Annotated in this window: 17 protein-coding genes; 11 read left to right on the forward strand and 6 right to left on the reverse strand. The window is 67.9% G+C overall.

Annotated features, from left to right (window positions below):
* Nucleotides 1-69 precede the first annotated feature (69 nt).
* The 6 genes from DQP57_RS10315 to DQP57_RS10340 form a co-directional block, all read right to left on the reverse strand.
* Nucleotides 70-3,705: a murein biosynthesis integral membrane protein MurJ gene (locus tag DQP57_RS10315; protein ID WP_240631728.1), complete on the reverse strand. Its 3,636-nt coding sequence runs from the start codon at nt 3,703-3,705 to the stop codon at nt 70-72.
* The gene (locus DQP57_RS10320) at nt 3,702-6,125 is read right to left on the reverse strand and encodes a hypothetical protein (RefSeq protein WP_112632876.1); all 2,424 of its coding nucleotides are present in this window, start codon (nt 6,123-6,125) and stop codon (nt 3,702-3,704) included. Before DQP57_RS10320 ends, DQP57_RS10315 begins: the two co-directional genes overlap by 4 nt.
* Complete coding sequence (locus tag DQP57_RS10325; protein ID WP_112632877.1) at nt 6,122-6,856, reverse strand: NUDIX hydrolase; 735 nt, start codon at nt 6,854-6,856, stop codon at nt 6,122-6,124. Before DQP57_RS10325 ends, DQP57_RS10320 begins: the two co-directional genes overlap by 4 nt.
* A gap of 85 nt (nt 6,857-6,941) precedes the next feature.
* A complete protein-coding gene (locus tag DQP57_RS10330) occupies nt 6,942-7,241 on the reverse strand; it encodes a hypothetical protein (RefSeq protein ID WP_240631729.1) in 300 nt (99 codons plus the stop codon).
* A gap of 11 nt (nt 7,242-7,252) precedes the next feature.
* Nucleotides 7,253-7,615 carry a hypothetical protein gene (locus tag DQP57_RS10335; RefSeq protein ID WP_240631730.1) on the reverse strand — a complete coding sequence of 121 codons (363 nt, stop codon included), beginning with the start codon at nt 7,613-7,615 and terminating at the stop codon, nt 7,253-7,255.
* The gene (locus DQP57_RS10340; RefSeq protein ID WP_205869093.1) at nt 7,612-9,105 is read right to left on the reverse strand and encodes a hypothetical protein; all 1,494 of its coding nucleotides are present in this window, start codon (nt 9,103-9,105) and stop codon (nt 7,612-7,614) included. The genes DQP57_RS10335 and DQP57_RS10340 overlap by 4 nt, the downstream gene beginning before the upstream one ends.
* Before the next feature lie 169 nt (nt 9,106-9,274).
* On the opposite strand from DQP57_RS10340, the gene DQP57_RS10345 reads away from it, so the two are divergent.
* The 11 genes from DQP57_RS10345 to eccB all read left to right on the forward strand — a co-directional run bounded on the left by DQP57_RS10345 (nt 9,275) and on the right by eccB (nt 21,532).
* Nucleotides 9,275-10,717, forward strand: coding sequence for a CCA tRNA nucleotidyltransferase (locus DQP57_RS10345; protein ID WP_112632879.1), 1,443 nt, complete (start codon nt 9,275-9,277; stop codon nt 10,715-10,717).
* A gap of 24 nt (nt 10,718-10,741) precedes the next feature.
* Complete coding sequence (locus DQP57_RS10350; RefSeq protein ID WP_112632880.1) at nt 10,742-11,248, forward strand: pullulanase; 507 nt, start codon at nt 10,742-10,744, stop codon at nt 11,246-11,248.
* Between the two features lie 27 nt (nt 11,249-11,275).
* A complete protein-coding gene (locus tag DQP57_RS10355) occupies nt 11,276-13,255 on the forward strand; it encodes an alpha/beta hydrolase (protein ID WP_112632881.1) in 1,980 nt (659 codons plus the stop codon).
* An 82-nt stretch (nt 13,256-13,337) separates the two neighbouring features.
* Entirely contained in the window at nt 13,338-13,667 is a 330-nt protein-coding gene (locus tag DQP57_RS10360; RefSeq protein ID WP_112632882.1) for a DUF2563 family protein, read from the forward strand.
* Nucleotides 13,668-13,745: 78 nt separating this feature from the next.
* A complete protein-coding gene (locus DQP57_RS10365; RefSeq protein WP_240631731.1) occupies nt 13,746-14,243 on the forward strand; it encodes a hypothetical protein in 498 nt (165 codons plus the stop codon).
* Between the two features lie 121 nt (nt 14,244-14,364).
* Nucleotides 14,365-14,916, forward strand: coding sequence for a hypothetical protein (locus tag DQP57_RS10370; protein ID WP_112632884.1), 552 nt, complete (start codon nt 14,365-14,367; stop codon nt 14,914-14,916).
* A 262-nt stretch (nt 14,917-15,178) separates the two neighbouring features.
* Nucleotides 15,179-15,727, forward strand: a complete 549-nt coding sequence (locus DQP57_RS10375; RefSeq protein ID WP_240631732.1) for a hypothetical protein — start codon at nt 15,179-15,181, stop codon at nt 15,725-15,727.
* A 1,438-nt stretch (nt 15,728-17,165) separates the two neighbouring features.
* Nucleotides 17,166-17,867 (forward strand): DUF5631 domain-containing protein, encoded by a 702-nt coding sequence (locus DQP57_RS27540; protein WP_346427295.1) that lies wholly within the window; start codon nt 17,166-17,168, stop codon nt 17,865-17,867.
* A gap of 208 nt (nt 17,868-18,075) precedes the next feature.
* Entirely contained in the window at nt 18,076-18,915 is an 840-nt protein-coding gene (locus DQP57_RS10390; RefSeq protein WP_430918778.1) for a hypothetical protein, read from the forward strand.
* A 269-nt stretch (nt 18,916-19,184) separates the two neighbouring features.
* Nucleotides 19,185-20,042, forward strand: a complete 858-nt coding sequence (locus DQP57_RS10395; RefSeq protein WP_240631733.1) for a transglycosylase SLT domain-containing protein — start codon at nt 19,185-19,187, stop codon at nt 20,040-20,042.
* Nucleotides 20,043-20,044: 2 nt separating this feature from the next.
* On the forward strand, nt 20,045-21,532 hold the full coding sequence (eccB, locus tag DQP57_RS10400; RefSeq protein WP_112632886.1) for a type VII secretion protein EccB: 1,488 nt from the start codon (nt 20,045-20,047) through the stop codon (nt 21,530-21,532).

Raw genomic sequence — 21,532 nt, forward strand, 5'->3', positions numbered from 1 at the left:
CAGTAACCAATTGCGTATGGCGCGGCACTTCACTCGCAAGCCCCGATGTGAGTCGCCGAAAGCTCGGGACTAGGACGCGGCCTGGACCGTGATCTCCGAGAAGCCGGCCTGGCTCTTGCCGTTGGTGGATCCGAGCGTCGAGATCCAGACCAGCAGATTCGACGTCGGCGAGCCGGCGCGGACCGGGATCACGTTGTGGCCCGGCTTGAGCGTGAAGGCCGGGGCCAACACGGTCGTGTCGTTGAGGCTGGACGGCGACGACGAGGACGCCGCGCGGATCTCCACCTTGGTTCCGCTGCTGGGAGTATCGATGCTCACCTGGCCGACCACGGTGGGGCTGGGCAGCTGCAGGATCAGCCCTTCGCCCTGCTTGAAGCTGGGGAACGGGACGGCGTCGGTATAGACCTCGGTTGCCCAGGCCGTCGAGGGATCGCCGTCGATGGCCTGCCCGGCCGTGCCGGCGTTGTCGGCGTCGCCGTCGGGGGAGAAGACGGTCGCCTTGGTCGGTTTGACGACGCTGCCCGCGGCGGCGGGCGGGGCGCTCGAGGACGCCGACGCGGACGACGACGAGGGGCCGTTCAGGCCGAGCTCATCCTTGTTGAGGCCGCCACCGACATTGCCGAAGATCTTGCTCACGATCGACGCCAACACGAGCAGGGCCACCACGATGACGGCGAGGCCGGCCCCGACCCCGATGAGCACGTTGCGCCGGCGGCGCGCGAACGCCGCCTGCTCCTGACCGGGGGAGATCAGCGCCGCCGACGGTGAGGGCGAATCGTCGATCGGGCCGAGCACTTCGGTGCGGTCGGCCACCGCGGTGGCCTGCTGCAGGAGGTTCAAAAGCGTTGAGGCGCTGCGTATTCCGCCGTCCTCCTGGACCGCTCGGACGGCGACGGCGGAGATCTGGAAGGGGATGTCGCGGTCCAGGGACATGGGTTCGACGGGGTTGCCGGCCGAGTCGCGTTCGGCCGCCGCGAGTCCGCTGCGCACGCCGCTCTCCAGCAGCGGCCACCGATTGACCAGCAGCGCATAGAGCGCCGCGCCGATGCCGCGGATGTCGTCTTGCGGGTTGGCGTCGGGCATGGTCGCCGGGTACGCCAGCACCACGTCGCCTTCGATGCTGACCCGCACCCGGCTGGGGTGGTCGATCGACAGCGCAACGCCTGCGCGGTGGGCGGCGTCGGCGGCGGCGGCCAGCGACTGCATGGCCCGCACGGCGCCCACCGGCGAGGGTGCGGTGTCGGCCACCTCCTGCAACGAACCGCCCCGAATCCACTCGGAGACCACCAGGCCGCCCGCGCCGGTGTGCACCACGTCGAGCACGCGGGCGATGCCGGGTTTGTCGATGCGGCTGAGCCGCAGCGTGCGCGACAAGATCTCCTGGAGGACCTCGTCGGGCAGCGCGCCGTCCGGGTCGACGAACGTCAGCGCCACCTGCCGATCCAGGGCGGTGTCCAGCGCCTGCCAGAACTGCAGCGGCGGGGCGCCGCCGTGGAATACCAGCAGCCGATACCGCCCACCGGCGATCCGGGCGCCGGGGACCAGGTGCACGTCGTCTCCCGCGGAGTCCGCCGAACGGTCGCGTGGCGGTTCGAACGGGGTCGGCGCGCGCCGGACGTCGCCGCGGATGTTGCCGTTGGCCTGTTCGGACGGGCGCGCGGTGGACCGCGACGGCTCCTCGGCGGGGATGTCCGGCTGGAAGTCGTCGGCGAGCGGCCGCGGCGTGCCTGAACCCGCGCCGGATCCAGCGCTGGGGGCTGCGCTTTCCATCGGGCGGTCGGTCACCTCCGGTCCTTTCGCTTGCCGGGCTCGGTTTGCCCGCTCCGGAGGCCTGCGCCGGATCGGCTCCTGGACCGCATTTACCCCAGGCGGGGACGAATTCCTCTGCTCAGGGTACGTGACCGGGCGCCGGTGAGACGATCGATCCTTCGCACTCGGATTGCGCGGGCGTGGTCCGCGGCCCGTGATGCGGTACCGCAGGGCGTCCAGCGCCGCCCGCGCCTCGGGCACCTGCGCGCGCAGCATGACCGCGGCGGTGATCGGCAGCATGATGAGGCCCAGTAGAAACAGGCGGAGCAGGGAACCGGCGCCGCCGCCGCGGGCGGTGAGCTGATCCAGCCCGAGCAGCCGGTCGACCACGTGGGCGATCAGCCCGGCGAGCATGGAGGCGGTGAGCGTCACCAGGATGGTCCGCAATTCGGCGACGCCGATCAGGTGGCCGCCGGCGGGCAGCAGGGCGCGGCGCAGCAACACGTACCCGATGATCGCGCCGGCCAGAAAGCCGACGCCGTTCGCCAATCCCAGAAAGCCGGCCACCAGCTTGGGGTCGTCGGTGAGGTGCGGCGCCAGCACCGAGCCCAGGATCTTGACGGCCGTGATGACGAGGATGATGACGATCGGCGTCCACGGCTGTTCGCGCGCGTAGAACACCCGCAGCTGCAGGAGCACCAGGCCGTAGGGGAGCAGGGTGAAGGCCGACAGGGTGATCGCGGCACCCAGGTACCCGGCGTCGACGCCGCCGAAGTGACCGTAGGCGAACAGGGCGCTGCCCATCGCCGGACCGCCGACGGTCATGAACGCCACGATCGGGATCAGCGTGATCAGCGTCAGCCGGGTGGCCAGCGACAGGTCGCCGAGCACGGCCTTGGTGTCGTCGGCGGCGGCGTTGCGGCTCAGCCGCGGCATCACCACGGTCAGCACCGTCACGCCGATCATGCCGAACGGCAGCATCAACACCAGCCAGGTGTAGTTGTAAATCGCCGGGCCCGACGCCGCCGCGGTGCTGGCGATCTGATTGCCGACGACGAGGCCGAGCTGGCTGATCAGCACGTAGAGCACCATCGCGGCGGCCATGGTGCCGAAACGCTTGAGGCGCTGGTCGATTCCCCACAACGGGCGCAGGTCGACGCGCTGGCGGCGCAGCGCCACCAGCAGCAGCCCGGTTTGGGCGAACACACCGAGCGTGGTGCCCACGGCCAGCACCAGCAGCTTGGCGTTGCCCATGCGGACGGGATCGACCGACAGCTCCCCGGGAACCAGCACGTAGATCGCCAGGGTGATCAGGGCGACGACGTTGTTGACGACCGGCGCCCACGCCGTGGGCCCGAACACGTTGCGGGTGTTCAGGATCGCCATGAATACCGAGGTCAGGCCGTAGGCGAGGACCTGGGGCAGCAGCAGGTAGGCGAACGCGATGGTCAGCGGCTCGTTGACCTGCGGCGCGCGGCCGAGCATCAGCCGCACCAACAGCGGGGCGGCCGCCACGGAGAGTGCAGTGGCCACGATCAGCAGCGCCGTCGTCAGCGTGACCAGGCGCCGCACGAAGGCCGCGCCGCCGTCGGGGTCGCTCTGCTCGGCGCGCGCCAGCACCGGCACGAAGATCGCGGTGAAGGTCGCCTCCAGCACGAGGGCGGCCACCAGGTTGGGCAGCTGATTGGCCACCGAGAACGCGCTGGACAACGCGGCGCCCAGGATCGCCGCCAGGAGCACCACGCGGGCGAAGCCGGTGAGCCGGCTGATCAGGGTGGCGAACGCCATCGCCCACGACCGCGAGACCAGCGCGGAGTCCGACAGCTCGGGGCGGCGCCGGTCGATCTCGGCGGCGACCGGCGGCAGCGGGCCGGTGGGAGGTGAGCCCGGCCGGGAATGCCGGGCCGGCTCGGGCAGGCGATGGTGGGGATGGGCCTGCCGGTAGGCGGGGCTCATACTCGGTGCTCTTCTTCGACCGGGGCTTGATCCACGCCTTCGTCCGGGTCGTCGCGGGCCTCGCCGGCTTCGGCGGTGTGCCGTGCGTCGGGCGGGTCGGGGCGGTCCAGGTCGGCGGGGTCGGGCTGGCCGCGGAAGCGGTGCCACAGCCGTCGGCCGGCCAGCAGAACGAGGACCGCGGCCGCGGACAGCGTGATGGCGAACAGGACCTTGCCGTAGGCGTTGGAGTGGACCGATAGCCGTACCGGCTCGCCCAGCCGCAGGCCGTCGGGGGTGCGCAGCGTCGCGTCGACGGCGACGCGCTGGGTGAAGTTCACTTCGACGGGAATGCGCAGCGGCAGGTATCCGGGCGGCAGTTCGATCTGACCGATGTCGGTGACGTTCATGCCCGGCGGCGCGTCGACGTGCAGGCGCACCCGGATCGGAACGGCCAGGCCGTTGTGCAGCGCCAGCGGCAGCGGGCTGTGCTCGGTGGCCAGGGTGTACGAGCCGCCCGGGTTGACGATCGTCACCGCGCCGAACAGGTCGTTGATCGTTTTGCTGACGACCGCCAGGCGTTGCTGAGCCAGGCCGTTGCGGGTGTCTGGCGGTTCGGACTGGCTCAGCGCGCGCAGCATGTCCTCGCGCAGCGGCGCGGTGTACTGGACGCCGGTCAGCCCGGTGCGCTCATCGGTCATCAACGACGACGTCAGCCCCCACAGCCGGCCGACCTGGCTGGCGATGCCGGCGGTGAGGTCGTCGCTGAACTGGCCGCGCGGGGAGCCGCCGCCGCCGACCTGACCCGCGGATCCGTTGCGGCCCTGGACGGCCTGGTTCGCCTCGGCGATCGCCGCCGGCAGCGGGCGCGGCACCGCCAGGCCCGACCGGATGGTGGTGGTCAGGGCGGTCAAGATGACCTGGGCGTCATCGGCCTGCAGACTCCACGTCGTCGGCGGCACCAGGATCTGCGTGCGCGGCTCGTCACGCCGTAGCGCGTGCCAGAAGATCGACCCCAAAGCGTCCTGGCGGCGCGCGGTCACCGAATCGTGGCCCAGCCGGACGGTCAGTGACGAGTCCAGATACGTCGGCGCCTCGGGGGCGATGCCCGCGCCGGCGAGGGCGGCGCCGACGGCGGGGTCGAACGGTGCCAGTGCGACTTGCGGGGACAACCGCCGGGGAGCGGTGTCGACGCCTGTGGTGGAGCCCTGTGCGTCGGTGGCCGACAAGTCGGCGGCGGCGATCGCGACGGTGTTGTCGTTGGCGCCGAGCAGCTTCACCGCGCGGTCGGTCAGGGGGCCGTCGGGCACCAGCGTGGCGCCGCGGGCGGAGGAGACGTCCAGGATTTTGTCGATGATGCCGTTGGCGCTCGTGGTGGCGATGGCGCTGAGGCCGGGATCGTTGACGCGCTGCACGGCATCCAGATCGGCCTGCGCGTAGGGGAGCGGAGCCACGCAGGTCCGGTGCGCCAGCGCGCGCAAGCGGTTCAGCCATTCGGTCGCGGTCGCCTGCCCCGCGCCGGGGTGGGTGGGGCTGCCCGGGAGCTGACCGGCGCCGTCGGGGGAGTTGGATACGACGTAGCCGGCGGTCATCGCGTTGACGGTGACCAGCAGATCCGGGTCGATCGCCAAACACAGCGCGCGGCCGACCGCGCCGTCGGGGTCGACGTCGTGGCTGGTGGCGACTTCGGCCGAGGCCAGCAGGATGTCCAGCCGGCCGCCGCTGGCCAACGAGGTGGCCAGGTCGTCGTCGACCAACCGCACCGGGATGGTTCCGCCCGGCACCCCGGGCGCCAGCCGCGGTCGGTCGGCCAGCGGCCACAGCATGGTCATCGAGACGGGTTTGGAGGTGTCGGGCGCGACGGCGGAACTGATGTCGTCGGCGCGATCGGGCGGCACCCCCACCACGGGAAGCAGGAAGCGCGCGTTGTCCAACCGCGCGGGGGCGCCGTAGTCGGGCGTGCCGTTGACGTTGACCAGGACCGGGTAGATGCCGGGCTTTTCCACCCCGAGCGACGGCTTGGCCAGTGCCCGCAGCGGGGCGGACAGGGTGAACCCGACCTCTTGCCCGCGTTGCAGTTCGGGCGCCACGGTGAGGAAATCGGCGGCGGCCTGGTAGCCGTCGGTGTCGCCGTCCAGGGTGGTGCGCAGGCCCGCGGAGGCGGTGACGGCGCCCGCGTGCTCGAGCCGGACCATGACGTCGCGGACCGGGCGGTCGCCGATGTTGGTCACCATGCCGCTGACGGTCACGACGGGCGGACTGGTCGTGGTGACCACGTCCGGGGTGACTTGATCGATGCGGACGCGGACAAACGGCGTCACCCCGGGCTCGCCGGCCGCCGCGCGCTGAATCACCGGGCCGGTGAGTGCCGCGAGTCCGGCCATGATGGCGAGCACGGCGGCGACGCGCGCCAGGCCGGCCCAACGCAGACGCGGAGCTGTCACGGCCCCGGTCCGTGGCCGTTCTTGCGGCCCGCGGCCGGGTGGTCTGTGTGCCGGGCCCGCGAATGCGTCTGCGGGCGGCGCCGCGGCGAGCTGGGCGGCAGCGGCGGAAGCGCAGCCGGGCCGTCGCTTTGCAGCTTGTCGATCAGCTCGTCGGCCACTCGGGCCAGGCGGCGTTCGTCGGCGTAGGCCAGCCGCGACGGCAGTTCGCGGATGGGCACCCACGCGACCTCGGCGACTTCGAGATCATCGTCGGACAGCTCGCCGCCGGAAAACCGCATTAAGTAGTGGTGCACGGTCTTGTGCACGCGTCGGCCGTCGGTGACGAACCAGTAGTCGATGCGGCCCAGGGCGGCCAGCACGCTGCCCCGGATTCCGGTCTCTTCGGCGACCTCTCTGATCGCGGTCTGCTCGGCGGTCTCACCGAGTTCGATGTGTCCTTTGGGCAGCGACCAGAGCATCCGTCCGCGCCGGTCGATGCGCCCGATGAGGGCGGCGACCTGTGACTCCCGTGGGCCGTCGAGACCGTCGATCACCAGCCCCCCGGCGGAGGTTTCGTGGACGGTGCGCAGCTGGTCTGGTCCGCGGCGAGACGAGCGGGACCGGCGCGACTTGGTGGCCGTCGTGTCGCCGGTCTGTTGACCGTTGGTTTGGTTCTCGGACGAACGCGCGGCACCACGGCCACGGCGCCGCCCCCGGCGCCGACGAGGTTTGCCTTGTTCGCCGTCCGACACCCAAGCGATAGTAGCTGGCACGGCATATTCTCCCGGAGATACTCGCCGCGGGGTGAGTGGGCGATGGCGCAGCGCGTGCGTCTAGTCAGATGGGGCCGATCGCGTGGGCAATTGCCCAGACCGCGCCGAAGATAAGCAGTGACAGCGGTCCGGACAGACTGCCGATGAGCATTCCGCGCCCGATCTGGCCCAGAGTTCCAGAAGCTCGCAGAACAAACGCCGCGACCGCCATGTAGATGAGGACTACCGGAAGCACGAACACGATCGAGTACGGCATGAGGAGCCATGTGGCGACCTCAACGATGAGTAGATGCATTACGGCGACTAGAAAAGTGACTGGACCGTAGAGAGATTTGGATGCGTTGACCGTTGGTTCGCCAGTCATGACAAGACCTTTCAGCGCAGAATCAGATAGGCGTAGACGGTCCCACCGACTAGGACGACAACGGATGATGCCGCAACGCTCAGGCCCAGACCGCGATTGCGCGGCGACGACGATCGCACGAATGCAGCGCCGAGCGCAAGAGACACCAGCGTGGTGATCGCGGTGGCGGTGAGCATCCAGGTGCGTTCGGAGTGTCCGCCTTCGGTCGTGAAGGGCGCCTTGCCCAGCACCCACATTGTGGTGAGCAGCAACCCAAGAACAATCTGCACGACGAACGGCGCGGACAGCGTGGCCGTGCGCCACGCGCGTTCGTCGAAGTCGCGAACCCGAAGAAATGCCGGCATCTGTCGCTGCTTTCGATAGTTCGTCGTCATGCTGGAACTGCAGTGCCTTTGGGCAAGGGGGGCACCGAAGGTATATCGGTAACAGGGCCAAAGTCGGTGGCAGGCAGAGGAACCGGTACGTCGTACTTAGGATTCCACCCGCCCGTGTCAAATGGTGCGAACGCTTTGCCGCCCAGCGGACCTACATCGTGGTGGCCGGGCAAGTTGAAAGCCGGCCCCCAAGACCGGCCCGACTTGGCGGGGTCGATCAGTACTGTGCGAGTGCCGCCGTTCGGCAAATCCTGATATATCTCCAAGGACGGGTAATCAGTGCGCGTTCCGTTAACCTGCACACCTCCTTGCCCCGGCGTGAAAACAAGGTCGCCATTGACCGTCACTGTATGGCCTGAAAACGGGCCATGGGGATCCCCGGTAATGACTGGGGCGAAAGGATTACCCGCGTCGTATCTGATCCGGACCGATCCGTCTGGAAGTTGAGTCACGCTGCCTTTGGGAATCCCAACCTTCACCTGGCCTGGGCCGCCGGTCGAGTTTTCCTCGACAGAAGGATTCTGCCTCAAGACGACGAGCCCATTTTCGTAGTCGATGTACGTGGTGACCTTGGTGTCTTCCGGATCGAAATTGGGATTGGCGCCGCGGTTGTTCCCGAGATCGCGCTTCCAAGGCGGAAAGCTTGTCACGTCGCGCTGCTCGATCCACTGCGAGACGCGCACCACCCCCTGACCGGGCACGGGTCGAATCTTTACAACTCGGATCTCCGATTTGGTGCCGTTGAATTTGGGGTCGTAGGTGTTCGGGTCCAAAGCGGCCGCGGTCTCCCAATCAGCTGCCGACGTCGGTTCTCGGCCGAAGGCCTGTTTGAATGCCTCGATCTGGTTATGACGCCGTTCCTCATCACTGACGGTCTGCGAGGGCGATTCCGGAATGTCGCCGTCTAAAGCCTGGATCGGCGGGTCGTATCCGTCCTGCTTTCGGAGGTTGGCCATCGAAGCTTGCAGCTGCCGAGCGTACTGATCACGGACTCGGTTCAGTGTATTGACCGACGCCTTCGTGTCATCGATCGCAAGCTTCTCGAGTGCGTCGATGTAGTGATCGAGCAGCTGCCTTTCCGTCGCCGTGAGCTGAGGGTCTTTTTCCAGCTCGACGGCCTCACCGATTTGATCGTCGAGACCTTGAAGCGCGCCTTCGAGCGCCGAAATCTCGCCCTTTCCGGTGCGCTGCGCCTCGGCCAGTGCGGCCGCGATGTTCTCAAGATCAGCTCCGATTTTCGGCAACTGCGCTGCCTGCACACCGAGCGACTTAGTGGCCCGCTGCAACTCGGCCGAGTCGTTGATCGGGTTCTCGCCGTTCTCGTGCGTCCACGCCGCGTCGAAGCGGTTTCGAGCCTGCTGGAATGCGGCTTCTGCTTCTCCGGTGGATCGCCCTGCGTCATGGAACGCCGCCGCAAGGTTCGAGATCTGAGCTGGCCGGCCGCTCTGCAAGGTGTCGTTGATCTTCCACGGGTCCCCGCCCGCGAACATGATCAGTGCGCCTTTGCTTATGTATCGGAGATGCACCGCACCGTCCCGCCGTTCACCCTTCTCGTCGCACGTAACGCTACTGACGCTTCGGGTCGGGTCAATTCACGTCGATGCCGTGCGAGCCTCCTCACACGGGCTTTTCGTCTGCACCCGACTAGGCTGATCGAACGTGCCTGACGCCGCCCAGGATGCCGACCTGCTGACCGCCGCCGCGGTCGCCCTCAATCGGCATGCGCCCATGCTGGCCGAACTCGGCACCGCCTTCGACGCCGCCGGCCACGAGCTCTACCTCGTCGGCGGTTCGGTGCGCGATGCCCTGTTGGGCAGGCTGAGCCCTGACCTGGATTTCACCACCGACGCCCGCCCCGAGCAGGTGCAACACATCCTGCGGCGGTGGGCCGACAACCTGTGGGACACCGGGATCGACTTCGGCACCGTCGGCGTCGGCAAGGGCGACCACCGGCTGGAGATCACCACGTTCCGCGCCGACACCTATGACCAGGTGTCCCGGAACCCCGAAGTGCGTTTCGGCGACCGCCTCGAGGACGACCTGGTGCGCCGCGACTTCACGGCCAACGCGATGGCCGTGCGCATCACGCCGGACGGACCGGGCGAATTCCTCGACCCGCTGGGCGGTTTGGCGGCGCTGCGCGATCGGATCCTGGACACCCCCGCCGCGCCGGAAGTGTCCTTCGGCGACGACCCGTTGCGAATGCTGCGCGCCGCGCGATTCGTCTCGCAGCTCGGCTTCGGGGTCGCGCCGCGGGTCCGCGAGGCGATCGAACGTATGGCCCCGCAGCTGTCGCGGATCAGCGCCGAACGGGTGGCCGCCGAGCTGGACAAGCTGGTGCTTGGCGACGACCCGACGGCCGGCGTCGACCTGTTGGTGCAAACCGGCATGGGTGAGGTGGTGCTGCCCGAGGTCGGCGGCATGCAGATGGCCATCGACGAACACCACCAGCACAAGGACGTCTACCAACACTCGCTGACCGTGCTGCGCCAGGCGATCGCCCTGGAAGACGAGGGCCCGGATCTGGTGCTGCGCTGGGCCGCGTTGCTGCACGACATCGGCAAGCCCGCCACGCGGCGCCACGAACCCAATGGCGGCGTGAGCTTTCACCACCACGAGGTCGTCGGCGCCAAGATGGTCCGAAAACGGTTGCGGGCGTTGAAGTATTCCAAGCAGATGGTCGAGGACATCTCGCAGCTGGTGTATCTGCATCTACGGTTCCACGGGTACGGCGACGGCAAGTGGACCGATTCCGCGGTGCGTCGCTACGTGTCCGATGCGGGCCCGCTGCTGCCGCGGTTGCACAAGCTCGTGCGAGCCGATTGCACGACCCGCAACAAGCGCCGGGCCGCGCGGTTGCAGGCCAGCTATGACCGGCTCGAGGCGCGGATCGCCGAGCTGGCCGCCCAGGAGGATTTGGCGCGGGTGCGTCCCGATCTGGACGGCAACCAGATCATGGAGCTGCTCGGCATCCCGGCCGGTCCCCAAGTCGGTGAGGCCTGGCGGTTCTTGAAGGAGCTCCGGCTCGAGCGCGGACCGTTGGACAACGACGAGGCGACCGCAGAGTTGTTGGCGTGGTGGAAGTCTCGGGGGAACGAGTAGCGGCAGCCACGCGTCCGAATACGCATGGATTATTGTCTCGCTGGCGATGACGGCGCCGCCTTCTGGCACGGGCAACCCGACCTCGACCTGGACCACGACGGCCGGTTCGAATCGATCGGACTGGATTTCGACCACGACGGATTGCGCGATGACGCCCTCGCCGATCTCGACGGCGACGGAATCGTTGATCACGCGATGTTGGATCTCGACAACGACGGCACCCCCGAGGCCTACTTCACCGACGACGGATCCGGGACGTGGGCGGTGGCGATGGACCGCGGTGGACAGCTGCGTTGGTTCGGCCTCGACGGCGTCGAGCACACCGGCGGCCCGCTGGTCGATTTCGACGGGCATGGCCGCACCGATGCCCGCCTCATCGATACCGACGGCGACGGGCTGGCCGACCGCGTGCTGCGCACCGATGACGGCGGCGTGACCGGTTACGTCGACACCGACGGCGACGGCAAATGGAATGTGCGGCTGACCGATTCGGACGGCGATGGCCTGGCCGACGGCGCGAGTTCGCTCTGAGGGTGGTGCCGACCTAGCGACGGCGCGATGCTACTGCGCCATTTGAGCGTTGCCTTCCTCGTCGCCGAAGCTGGCGGCGATCCGTGGTCGACCAACGCCAGCCTGCAAGCCGGTCGCCCCGCGCAGATCGCGTCGCTGGCGCAGGCGTTCCGGGCCGCCGCAGCGAGCACGGCCGAGGCCGCCGCCGCCTTCGAGACCGCCCGCCGCCGGTTCGAGGCGGCGTGGGATCACCGGAACGCGGAGCATTCGCTCAACGATGCCGCCGAGGTGCGGCGGGTGACCCGGTCGCTAGGCCTGCAGGCCGACCAATTACCGCGCATCGCAGGCGATTTGGAGGCCATCGCCGCCGCGCTGGCCGAAGCCCAGCGAGCCTCCACGCGGTACCTGGGCGCGCTGGAGTACGACCTCGAGGACATCGACGACGAGATGTGTGATGCCTTGGCTGACGGTGATGCTTGCGGAGCCGACACTCTGCGCACGGACGCCGTCACGGAGGTTGCGGCAATCGTGGTGCAGCTGCGCCAGATCCGCGACGCGTATTCGAGCATGCTGGCGGCCGGCCTGGCGGCGCTACGAACGGAGGGGGCCGAGCCGGCGGAAATCCAAGGCGCCGACGAGCTAGCGATTCCGCCGCCGGACGCCAGCCCAGACGGCGTCAAGCGCTGGTGGGATTCGCTGAGCGCGAATCAGCAGCGGCGGCTGATCGATGAACACCCGCAGCAGTTGGGCAACCTCAACGGGATCCCGGGCGAGGCGCGTGATGCGGTGAACCAGGCTGCGATGAACGACGATCTGCGCCGGGTCGAAGACGTCGCCCGTCAGCGCGGGCTCGATCCGCAGGCGCTCCGAGACAGTGCGCTGCACAACCGGGACGCCCATGTGTTCACCCACCCCGGCGCCTATGGGCTGTGCGCCACCGACATCACCCGATACCAGAACGCGGTCAAGACCAATGAATTCCTCGAGCGCGACGAAAGATCCGACGCGCCACGCGGGCTCCCGGTCATGCTGTGGGCCTATGACCCGCTCGCGTTCAGCGGGAAGGGCAGGGCGGCGATCGCGATCGGCAACCCGGACAAGTCCCGCAACACGGCCGTCATAGTCCCGGGGACCAACAGCAGTGTGCGGGGAGGATGGATGTCCGACGGGACCGACGACGCCATCAACCTCTACGAACAGTCGTCGAAAGCCGACCCCCAGCACCCCACCGCGGTGTTGGCCTGGATGGGTTATGACGCACCCGAATTCGGCCAGCCGCATTGGCAACAGGCCATCACCGATCCCGCTGAGTTGGAACAGGTCGGCACCCCGTGGCGGGCGAGGCAAGCGGGTGCGCTGCTGGCCGCCGATGTCAACGGTCTCGCGGCGACGCATGACGGGCCGACCCGAGCGCATGTCACCGTCCTCGGACATTCCTACGGCTCGACGACCGTGGCCGACGCTTTCGCCCACAGCGGCATGCGCGCCAACGACGCCGTGCTAACGGGTTGCCCCGGAACAGATTTGGCGCACGGCGCGGCGGACTTTCATCTCGTCGGCGGCCGGTTGTATGTCGGGGCCGCGTCGACCGATGCGGTCAGCTGGATCGGTGAGACGGGCAGCGGCCTCCCGAACGGACTGAACGAGACGCTCGGCGGACCGGTGGGACCGGTGGCCGGGCTGGGCAGCGATCCGGCGCATGCGGGTTTCGGGGCGGTGCGGTTTCGTGCCGAGGTTGCCGGCTCACACAGCGTCATGCCGTGGTTCACCGATCACTCGCACTACTACGACGTGGGCAGCGAAGCGCTGCACAACATGACCGCGATCGTCACCGGGCACGGCGATCGCCTGGCAGGGGAAGGCATGCTCGCGCCCGAGCGTGTTCAGGCGCGGATAGCTCTTCCGCTTCAGGTGCACACCCCGTTGGGGACGGTGTCGTTGCCGCATATTGGCATGCAGCTGCCGGTCACTGTCGACCCGGAATGGGATCGGCCGGCGCGCTCGGTCACCAACGGGCATGGCTTTTAGGCCGGGTCAACCGCGGTGAATTGACCACTCGCGGATCGGCATTTAGCCTGGTCACAGGTGTTATGTCCCGGAAGGAGTGCCGATGTTCGTCGATACGGATCTGTTGCACTCGGGAGGCAATCAGTCACACCGCGCCGGTGGGCACGCTCAAGACGGGGCGGATCAGTTGGCCGGCGGAACCGTCGAATCGGGAATGTTCGGTGATTTCGCCGCGGCCGACGCGTTTCACAGTGCGGTCGCCGCCGCACACGGCCAGCACGTGAAAACGTTGCAGGGCCACAGCGCGACGCTCACGGGTGTCGGCACGAAGGCGCACCACGCGGCCAACGGGTTCACCAACATGGACAAGGCCAACGCCGCCGATATGAAGGCTCTCCGGCCGAGTGCCGGTCCCTCGACGTTGAACGTCTGAGACACACCCGTGACGGAGGAACCGCCCCCGCATCCGGGTGTAGCGCCGCATGTGAGTCCGCCAGGGCAGTGGGCGCCGGTGTATCCCGCGCCGCAGGCGCCGCGCTCGCGTCTGTGGCCGGCGATCGCGTTGGGCGCGATTGTTTTGGCGTTGGTCTCGACGGTGGTGGCCGTCGTTGCGCTGGTGGTAGCTACTACGCTGTCGTCGAGTTCGAGTTCGGCCCTTACTACAGCGGCGCCTACCTATAGCGCGGCTGATGTCACGGCGGCCCACCAGAAGCTGTGTGACGCATACAAGCTCGCCGCGCGCTCGGTCGACATCGACACCAACACTGACAACCGAGCATTGGCGGGCGCCGTCAGTGTTAATGCGGCAGTACTGCTGGAGCAGGCGGTAAACGCCGCTCCCGCGCTGGCTCCCGGCGACCGGGCCGCCGCACTTACCTTGGCGGCGGCATACACGAAGGCCACGGCTATGGGAAGTGCACTGCAGCGGGACGACCCCGCCTTCAGCGCAGAGGTCGACGACGTCAATGCCAAGGATTCTGTAATGAAGAGGGTATGCGGCGTGGGCTGAGTTCCACGCGCAGAGCGGCGGTGATTGATCACTGCTTGCGTAGCTGTTCCACTATGAAGCGCGCGGCGCAAGAATCTTCGGGTATCCACATCGAAAGCCGGTACCGGATTTAGGAGGACTAATGGCGAGGGATTTGCCTCCAGCTCCTGGCGAGGGACCGGGCATCAGTCCGGCCGACCCAAGGCAGTGGGTCCCTGGATTTCCGACGCAGCCACAACCTCGTGCGCGGACCTGGCCGGCAGTGGTCTTGGCCGGAGCGGCCATGGTCGTGGCGAGCGCTGCACTGATTGTGGCGCTGACACGACCGACAGCTATCAAGCCAGCAACGACGAGCACTCCGCCGACGTACAGTGCTGCCGAGGTGTCTACAGCTCAACGGCAATTGTGCGATACGTACAAACTAGTTGCACGAGCTGTGCAAGTTGATACCAACGGCCACGATGTGGCGTTGGGCCGCATCGCGCTGACCAACGCTGCGGCCATGCTCGATAACGCGGCCGCCAACCCAGCCCTGAGCCCAACTTTTCGGGACCCCGCACACGCTTTAGCAGCGTCATACCGCCAGGGAACGGCAATGGGAAATAGGGACGTCGCGACCGACGCACAGTTTCAAGCTGCGCTTGACGACATCAACGCGAAGGATGCATCGATGAAGAAGGTGTGTGGTTCGTAGGGCGCCCAAGCGGCTCGGTGAACGGAGCAGGTGCGCGGCTTGATCGCAGGCCGTGGGCAGGAGCTTGAGGCGAGGGCTTCGGGACGTTCGCCGCGCGGTTCGCATTCATGGAAAGGTGCCACAGGTTGCGTCGGAACTCGCGCTCGGCGTAGGTAAAGAGTCGCGGTGAATTGCTGGCGTGCCATTGCCTGGCGCACCATTGGGATTGAGGGTCAGTGGGCCACCGGGAAGGGCCGGTGCTCGTTACGAGTAGGGAGTGGGCGTGGCGGGGGAGGTGCATTCCGGGCTTGCGGAGGAGCCCGCTGCGGACCCGCACATGGGAAATTCGACGTCAGCCCGTGCAAGGCGGCTCGCACCTCGTCCAAGCAGATGGCAGGCGATCGCGATCAGCGTGATTGCGGCCGTGGCTGTCGGCGCGCTGATTATTGCGTTGACACGCTCGACGTCGTCGCAACACCCGGCGAACTCTGCGACGGCAACGCACACCACCGCGGAGTCGTTAGCGGCCCAACAGCGGCTGTGCGAGACCTATAACGTGGCTGCGCGGTCTGTACAAGTTGATACAAATGGCAGTGACAAAGCGTTCGCACGGATCGCGCTTACGAATTCCGCCGTCTTGCTTTTCACCGCATCCAACGACCCTGCTCTCGACGAGCAGCACCGCAACGCGGCTCAGGCTCTAGCGACCGCCTACCTGATGGATACGGCGAAAAGCAGCGAAGGCGCCGCTACCGAGGCCGAATTTCAAGTGGCGGTGGCCGAGGTGAACACCAAGGATGCTGCAATGAAAAGGGCATGCGGTGGCAGTTGATCTCCCACCAGGTGCCTGGACAGCCGCTCTAATCGGGCCGTGGTGGCCGGAGCCGTCGACGGGTTTGCGGGCCGGCGCCCAACACTGGAGCCAAGAGTGTGGCGAGCAACAGCTATATGCGCAGAACCTGCGCACTCAGTGGACAGCTTTTGCCGCAAACAATACGGGGCACACGGCCGACGACCTCATAACCAGGTTTCAGCAAGGGGAAAAGCTGCACCTGGATCTTGCCGAGAAGTACCAGACAAAAGCATCGGCGTTTAATTCCGGTGCCGATGCCATCGATTATCTGCGAAGTCGCCTGTCGGACATAGCTAACACAGGCAACAAAGAGATAAATGACATCCTCGCATCAAAGAAGCCGCCGCCGGAAAAGTTAGCGGAAGTGCAGGCTGTCCAGGCGCGCTGCAACGCCGATGCCGCAAATGCCAGCCGCGACGCCCTCGACAAAATGATGGCGGCCACGCAGAAGATCCTCGATGCTGAAGGAATTGGTGGTAACGCTCGGAGTTGGGCGCAATCAAACGGCTTCGATGTTGGAGATGCCAAGCCGCCGAACCCGATCAGTTCGGAGGACCTTAATTCGACAGGCGGCGTGGGCGGTACTGGAGTGCGCGGCGATGGAGGAACGCCGCCGCCTGCTGCTCCGCCGGGGCCGGCTTCGCCGTCAGCGGCAGGTGGGGGCGGCATACGTAATGGCGGGGGTATTCCCCCCGGCGGGCCGTCGGGGGGGTCCGTGCCGACCCCAGTCAGCGGGGATGGCGTGAGAGGCAGCGTCCCAGCCGCCAGTGCTCCGCTATCGCCCGCTGGTATACAAATGCCTACCGGCGGCGGAACAGTATCGCCCGGCATGCCGGGCGTACACGGTGGCGGAGCGCCAGTGTCTCCGGTCGGTCTAGGCCAAGGCGGCCAACCCGGACTGGCTCAGGCCTTTACGTCCGGCTTGGCGACCGGTCAAGCGACGGGCCCTGGCGGGCAAGCGTTTACGGCAGGCCCGTTACAAGCGATGGATGCGGGTGGGCCTCAAACCCCTCAGGCAACACCGGCAGTGACGCCGACCGTACCGAGCGCGGGAGCATTCATACCTACAGGCACTCCGGTCGACGCACCCCCAGCGGCATCCCCCGCGCCGGTGGCCACCGGGGGAGGCGGTTCAGTTACGCCTGTGATGACCGGCGCATCGTGGTCGTCGCCCGCACCGACCCTCGGTGGCGGATCTTCTATCCCGTCGGGATCGCTGCCCGCCTACGGCTCCGACCTGCGTCCGCCGGTTGTGGCACCCCCATCCGTACCTTCTACCCCGGCGGGTCCCGTGTCGGGTGCAGCGGTAGCTTCTTCGCCCGCATCGTCCCCGTCCGCCGGCGGGCCGCTGGTCTCCCCGGTGGAGCGAACGGCGTCCGGGGCGGCCGCAGGTCAGGCGGGTGCGGGTTCATCCACCATGGCTGGCGCGACGGCCGCCTCTGCGGCTACGGGCGCTACCGCCGGCGCCGTGTCCTCCAGGACGGCGGAACAACAGCGGCTACAGCGGATCGTCGACGCGGTCGCCCGCCAGGAGCCGCGGCTGTCGTGGGCTGCGGGGCTCCGCGATGACGGCGCCACGACGCTTCTGGTCACCGACCTCGCCGCTGGATGGATCCCGCCGCACGTCCGGTTGCCCGCCCACGTCACCCTGCTTGAGCCGTCGGCGCGACGGCATGACGCCAATGTGGTGGATCTACTGGGCGCTATCACGGTGGCGGCCGCCCATCACGCCAACACCTATGTCGCCGAACCAGGCCCCGACGAGCCTGCGCTCAGCGGTGATCGGCCCGCCCGTTCGGCCGCACCCGAAGTCGAGGAGCTCGGGCCCACCCTGGTCGATGCGGTGCGACGCCGGGACGGGCTGCCGCGTATCGCTCAGGCTGTCGCGGCACCTGCCGTGCGAAAGACCGGCGTCTTGGAAAGCGAAACCGAGATGTTGCGCGAATGCACCGCTGAAATTCAGCACACGGTACTCAACGCCTATCCAAATCACGACCGAGCGGCAGTCGGGGATTGGATGCTTCTAGCGGCTGTCGAGGCGCTGATCGACGGGCATGGTTACCTCGCGAATTATCATCTGGCCTGGTTTGACGCGATCAGTCACCGGAGCGGTTCGTAGCAGCCCCCCATTGTCGGGTGAATAGCGTTGCCGGCGTTTTGTGCCAAAATTGTCGTACTAGCGCTAGCCCGCGCCGAACGATGCGTATCAAGCGCTCAGGTTTTGCTACTGGGATGGAGGTGACCTCGTGGGACGCGATGGAAACCCAGTCAGCAGCGATCTGCCGACTACAACGATCTTGATCAACGGCGTGCCGGTGCAGGTCCCAATCCCAGGCCCAGGCCACCCACCCGATCAGTCGCCCGGCGGCGGCCTCGGCGGCGGTGCTCTGACCGGCGCAGGCAACGCGAACGTCCCCAAAGACGCAGCAGACGTCGAGGCGGCCGATGCCGACCGCCGCGCCCACGCCGCCGATGCCGCGGCCAAATTCCCCGCCAACGAGGCCAACAGCCAGCAGGACATGCAGATGATCCAGCAGATGCTGCAGAGCGTCACGGGCGCGGTCGGCGGCGCGATCGGCGGTGTCATGGGGCCGCTGACTCAGCTACCGCAGCAGGCGATGCAGGCCGGCCAGAGCGCCCTGCAGCCGCTGATGAGCGCAGTGCAGGGCGCCCACGGCGCCGGGCTGGCCAACGACGCGCACCTGGTCGACAGCGTCGGCAGCGGTGGTGGCGGCGCCGGGCTGGGTGGCGGTTCCGGTGGCGGTGGTGCCGGCCTCGGCGGTGGGGGAACCACCCCGGCCAGCTCGCTGGGCCCGCCGCCGGTGCCGACGTCGTCCCCGCCCACCACGCCCGCGGGCGCCAAAGCGCCGATGATGCCGCCAACCGGTGGCATGCCCGCCATGCCCGGCCAGTCCGGCATGACCGGTATGCCGATGATGCCGCCGGGCGCGATGGGCGCCGGCGGTGAAGGCGGCAAGAAAGACAATCCGGTCGAAAAGCGGATCACGGCCCCGGGTGTGCCCAATGGCCAGCCGATCAAGGGCCGCTTGACGGTGCCGCCGAGCGCGCCTGGCAGCAAGTCCGGTGAGGCCAAGCCGACCGTCGTCACCAATAGGCCCAATCGCCGGATCGTCATCATGCCGTCCGACGACGAGCCCAAGGAATAGCCGACCAATCCACCCAGCCCTCCGAAAGGGTGAGTGGCCGGGTAGTTCACGCGGCAGTAGGGTCCCTTCGTAATCGCGGCCGGCCGAGCCCAATGCGCGGGTGATCTTTCCCGTTATTGACAGCAGAACTGTCGATGCGTGCATGCTATTGGTACGTCTGCAGCGACCGCGGAATTCGCGGCCAGGAGGGTGTGGGAGTACTAGCGCGAAGTGTCCGGCACGGATGCGGCGCCGACAGGGCGCACAGGTGGGTTAGGGCGGGGACGTCGATGACCGATCCCCTGAAAATGCAAGCGGTCGCCGCGTTGTCCCGCGCGCACAATCTCTACGCGGGAACCGCCGCGGGAGGCGGCATCGGTGGCGCGCCGGCCCAGGCATACGCCGAGGCGATCAAGCGTCACGTTGGGCTACCCGCTGCGGCGGCCGCACGGTCTGGCGCGGCGATAACGCACCTGGCTCGGCTGGCCCACGCCGATCGTGCGCTGGAGCAGACCATCACCGCGGCGCGGACCGACCACGCGTACGGCCGCGCGGCGACACGGGCCAACCTGGACGCCGCCTTGACCGACAAAACACCTGCGGCCGATACCCCGATGGGTCGCCGCGAGGTCGCCGCCCGGATGGCGGCCCGGCTGCGGGCCCAGCACCGGCGCGTCGCCGGATCCCGGCGGCGGGCAAAGCTGCTCGCGCTGCGACTGCGACGCCTGCACTACCTACAGAGGCGGTCGATGCACAGCAACCAGGGCAGCGGCCGCGCGGCGGTGACGGCGGCAATCCGTAAAGCATTGGACATCAAGGGTATTCATGACCCGGCGGCTCGGGCTCGCTGGGAACGCGGCATGGACCTGGTGGCCCGCCGCGAATCCAACTATGACGCGAACGCGGTCAACGGCTGGGATTCCAATGCGGCGCGGGGGACGCCGAGCAAGGGCGCCTGGCAGTTCATCGCGCCGACGTTCGCGGCCTACCACCAGCCGGGCACCTCGCGCGACATTCACAACCTGGTGGCGCAGGCGTGCGCGTTCATCAACTATGCGATGGACCGCTACGGTGTCGCCGTCGACGCGTCGAATCTGGCTGATCGGATTCAGCAGGCCGATCCTCACCGAGCGCCCAAGGGGTACTGAGCATGCCGCTGAGTTTGTCTAACCGCGACCAGAACTCTGGGCACCTGTTCTACAACCGTCGGCTGCGCGCCGCCACCACCCGCTTCTCGGTGCGCATGAAACACGACGACCGCAAGCAGACCGCCGCGCTGGTGTTGTCGATACTTCTGGTGGCCATCGCCTCGGGCTGGATGCTGCTGCTGAACGTCCTGAAACCCACTGGCATCGTGGGAGATTCGGCGATCATCGGCGACCGCGATTCCGGGGCGCTGTACGCCAGGATCGACGGCCGGCTCTACCCGGTGCTCAATTTGACCTCCGCGCGCCTGGCTACGGGCACTGCAAACCAGCCGACGTGGGTGAAACCCGCTGAGATAGCGAAGTATCCGACCGGCCCGCTGGTCGGCATTCCGGGCGCACCCGCGGCGATGCCGGTCCATCGCGGCGCGACGTCGGCCTGGGCGGTGTGCGACACGGCTGGGCGCCCGCGCAGCCCGGAACGCCCGGTGGTGACCGCGATTGCCGGGCCGCTCGAGGGTTTCGACCGCGCCACGCCGCTGAGCGAGGACGCCGGGGTGCTGGTCACCTTCGAGGGCAACACCTTTGTGATCTGGGGCGGCAAGCGCTCCCAGATCGATCCGTCCAACAGGGCGATCACGCTGAGCCTGGGCCTGGACCCGGGAGTGACTCTGCCCGTGGAGATTTCGCGGGCCCTGTACGACACGCTGCCCGCGACGGAACCGCTCGGCGTCCCCGCCGTGCCCCTGGCGGGCACCCCGTCGACGTGGGTGTCGGGCTCACAGGTCGGCGCGGTGCTGCAGGCCCAAACCGCCAGCGGCGGCAAGCAGTTCTACGTCCTGTTGCCCGACGGCGTCCAGAAGGTCACCAGCTTCGTGGCCGACCTATTGCGCAGCGCCAACTCCTACGGCTCGACCGCGCCGCGCGTGGTCGCTCCCGACGTATTGGTCAACATCCCCGAGGTGACCTCGCTGGCGGTCGACTACTACCCGACCAAGCGCCTGAATTTCATTGACACCGCGGCGGATCCGACCACCTGCGTCGGCTGGGAGAAGGGCTCGACGGACCCGCAGGCGCGCGTCGTGGTCTACAACGGGCGCGGGTTGCCCACGCCGTCGTACCTCGACAACCGCATCGTGCACCTGGTGCGTGACGACCGCGACCCGGCCTCGGTGGTCGCCAACCAGGTGCTGGTGTTGCCGGGCGCGGCGAACTTCGTGACGTCGACCAGCGGCGTGGTTACCTCCGACTCCCGGGAGTCGCTGTTCTGGGTGTCCGACAACGGGGTGCGGTTCGGCATCACCAACGACGACACGACGTTGCGGTCGCTGGGTCTGGATCCGGGGTCGGCGGTGCAGGCGCCCTGGCCGCTGCTGCGGACCTTCGCGGCGGGTCCGGCATTGTCAAGGGAGGCAGCGCTTGTGGCGCGGGACACCGTGCCGGCGCTCGGCAAGGTGGCTGTGGTGACGACATCGGCAAAGCCGGGAGGCTAA

The organism is Mycobacterium colombiense, assembly GCF_003284935.1.
Taxonomy (GTDB): domain Bacteria; phylum Actinomycetota; class Actinomycetes; order Mycobacteriales; family Mycobacteriaceae; genus Mycobacterium; species Mycobacterium arosiense_A.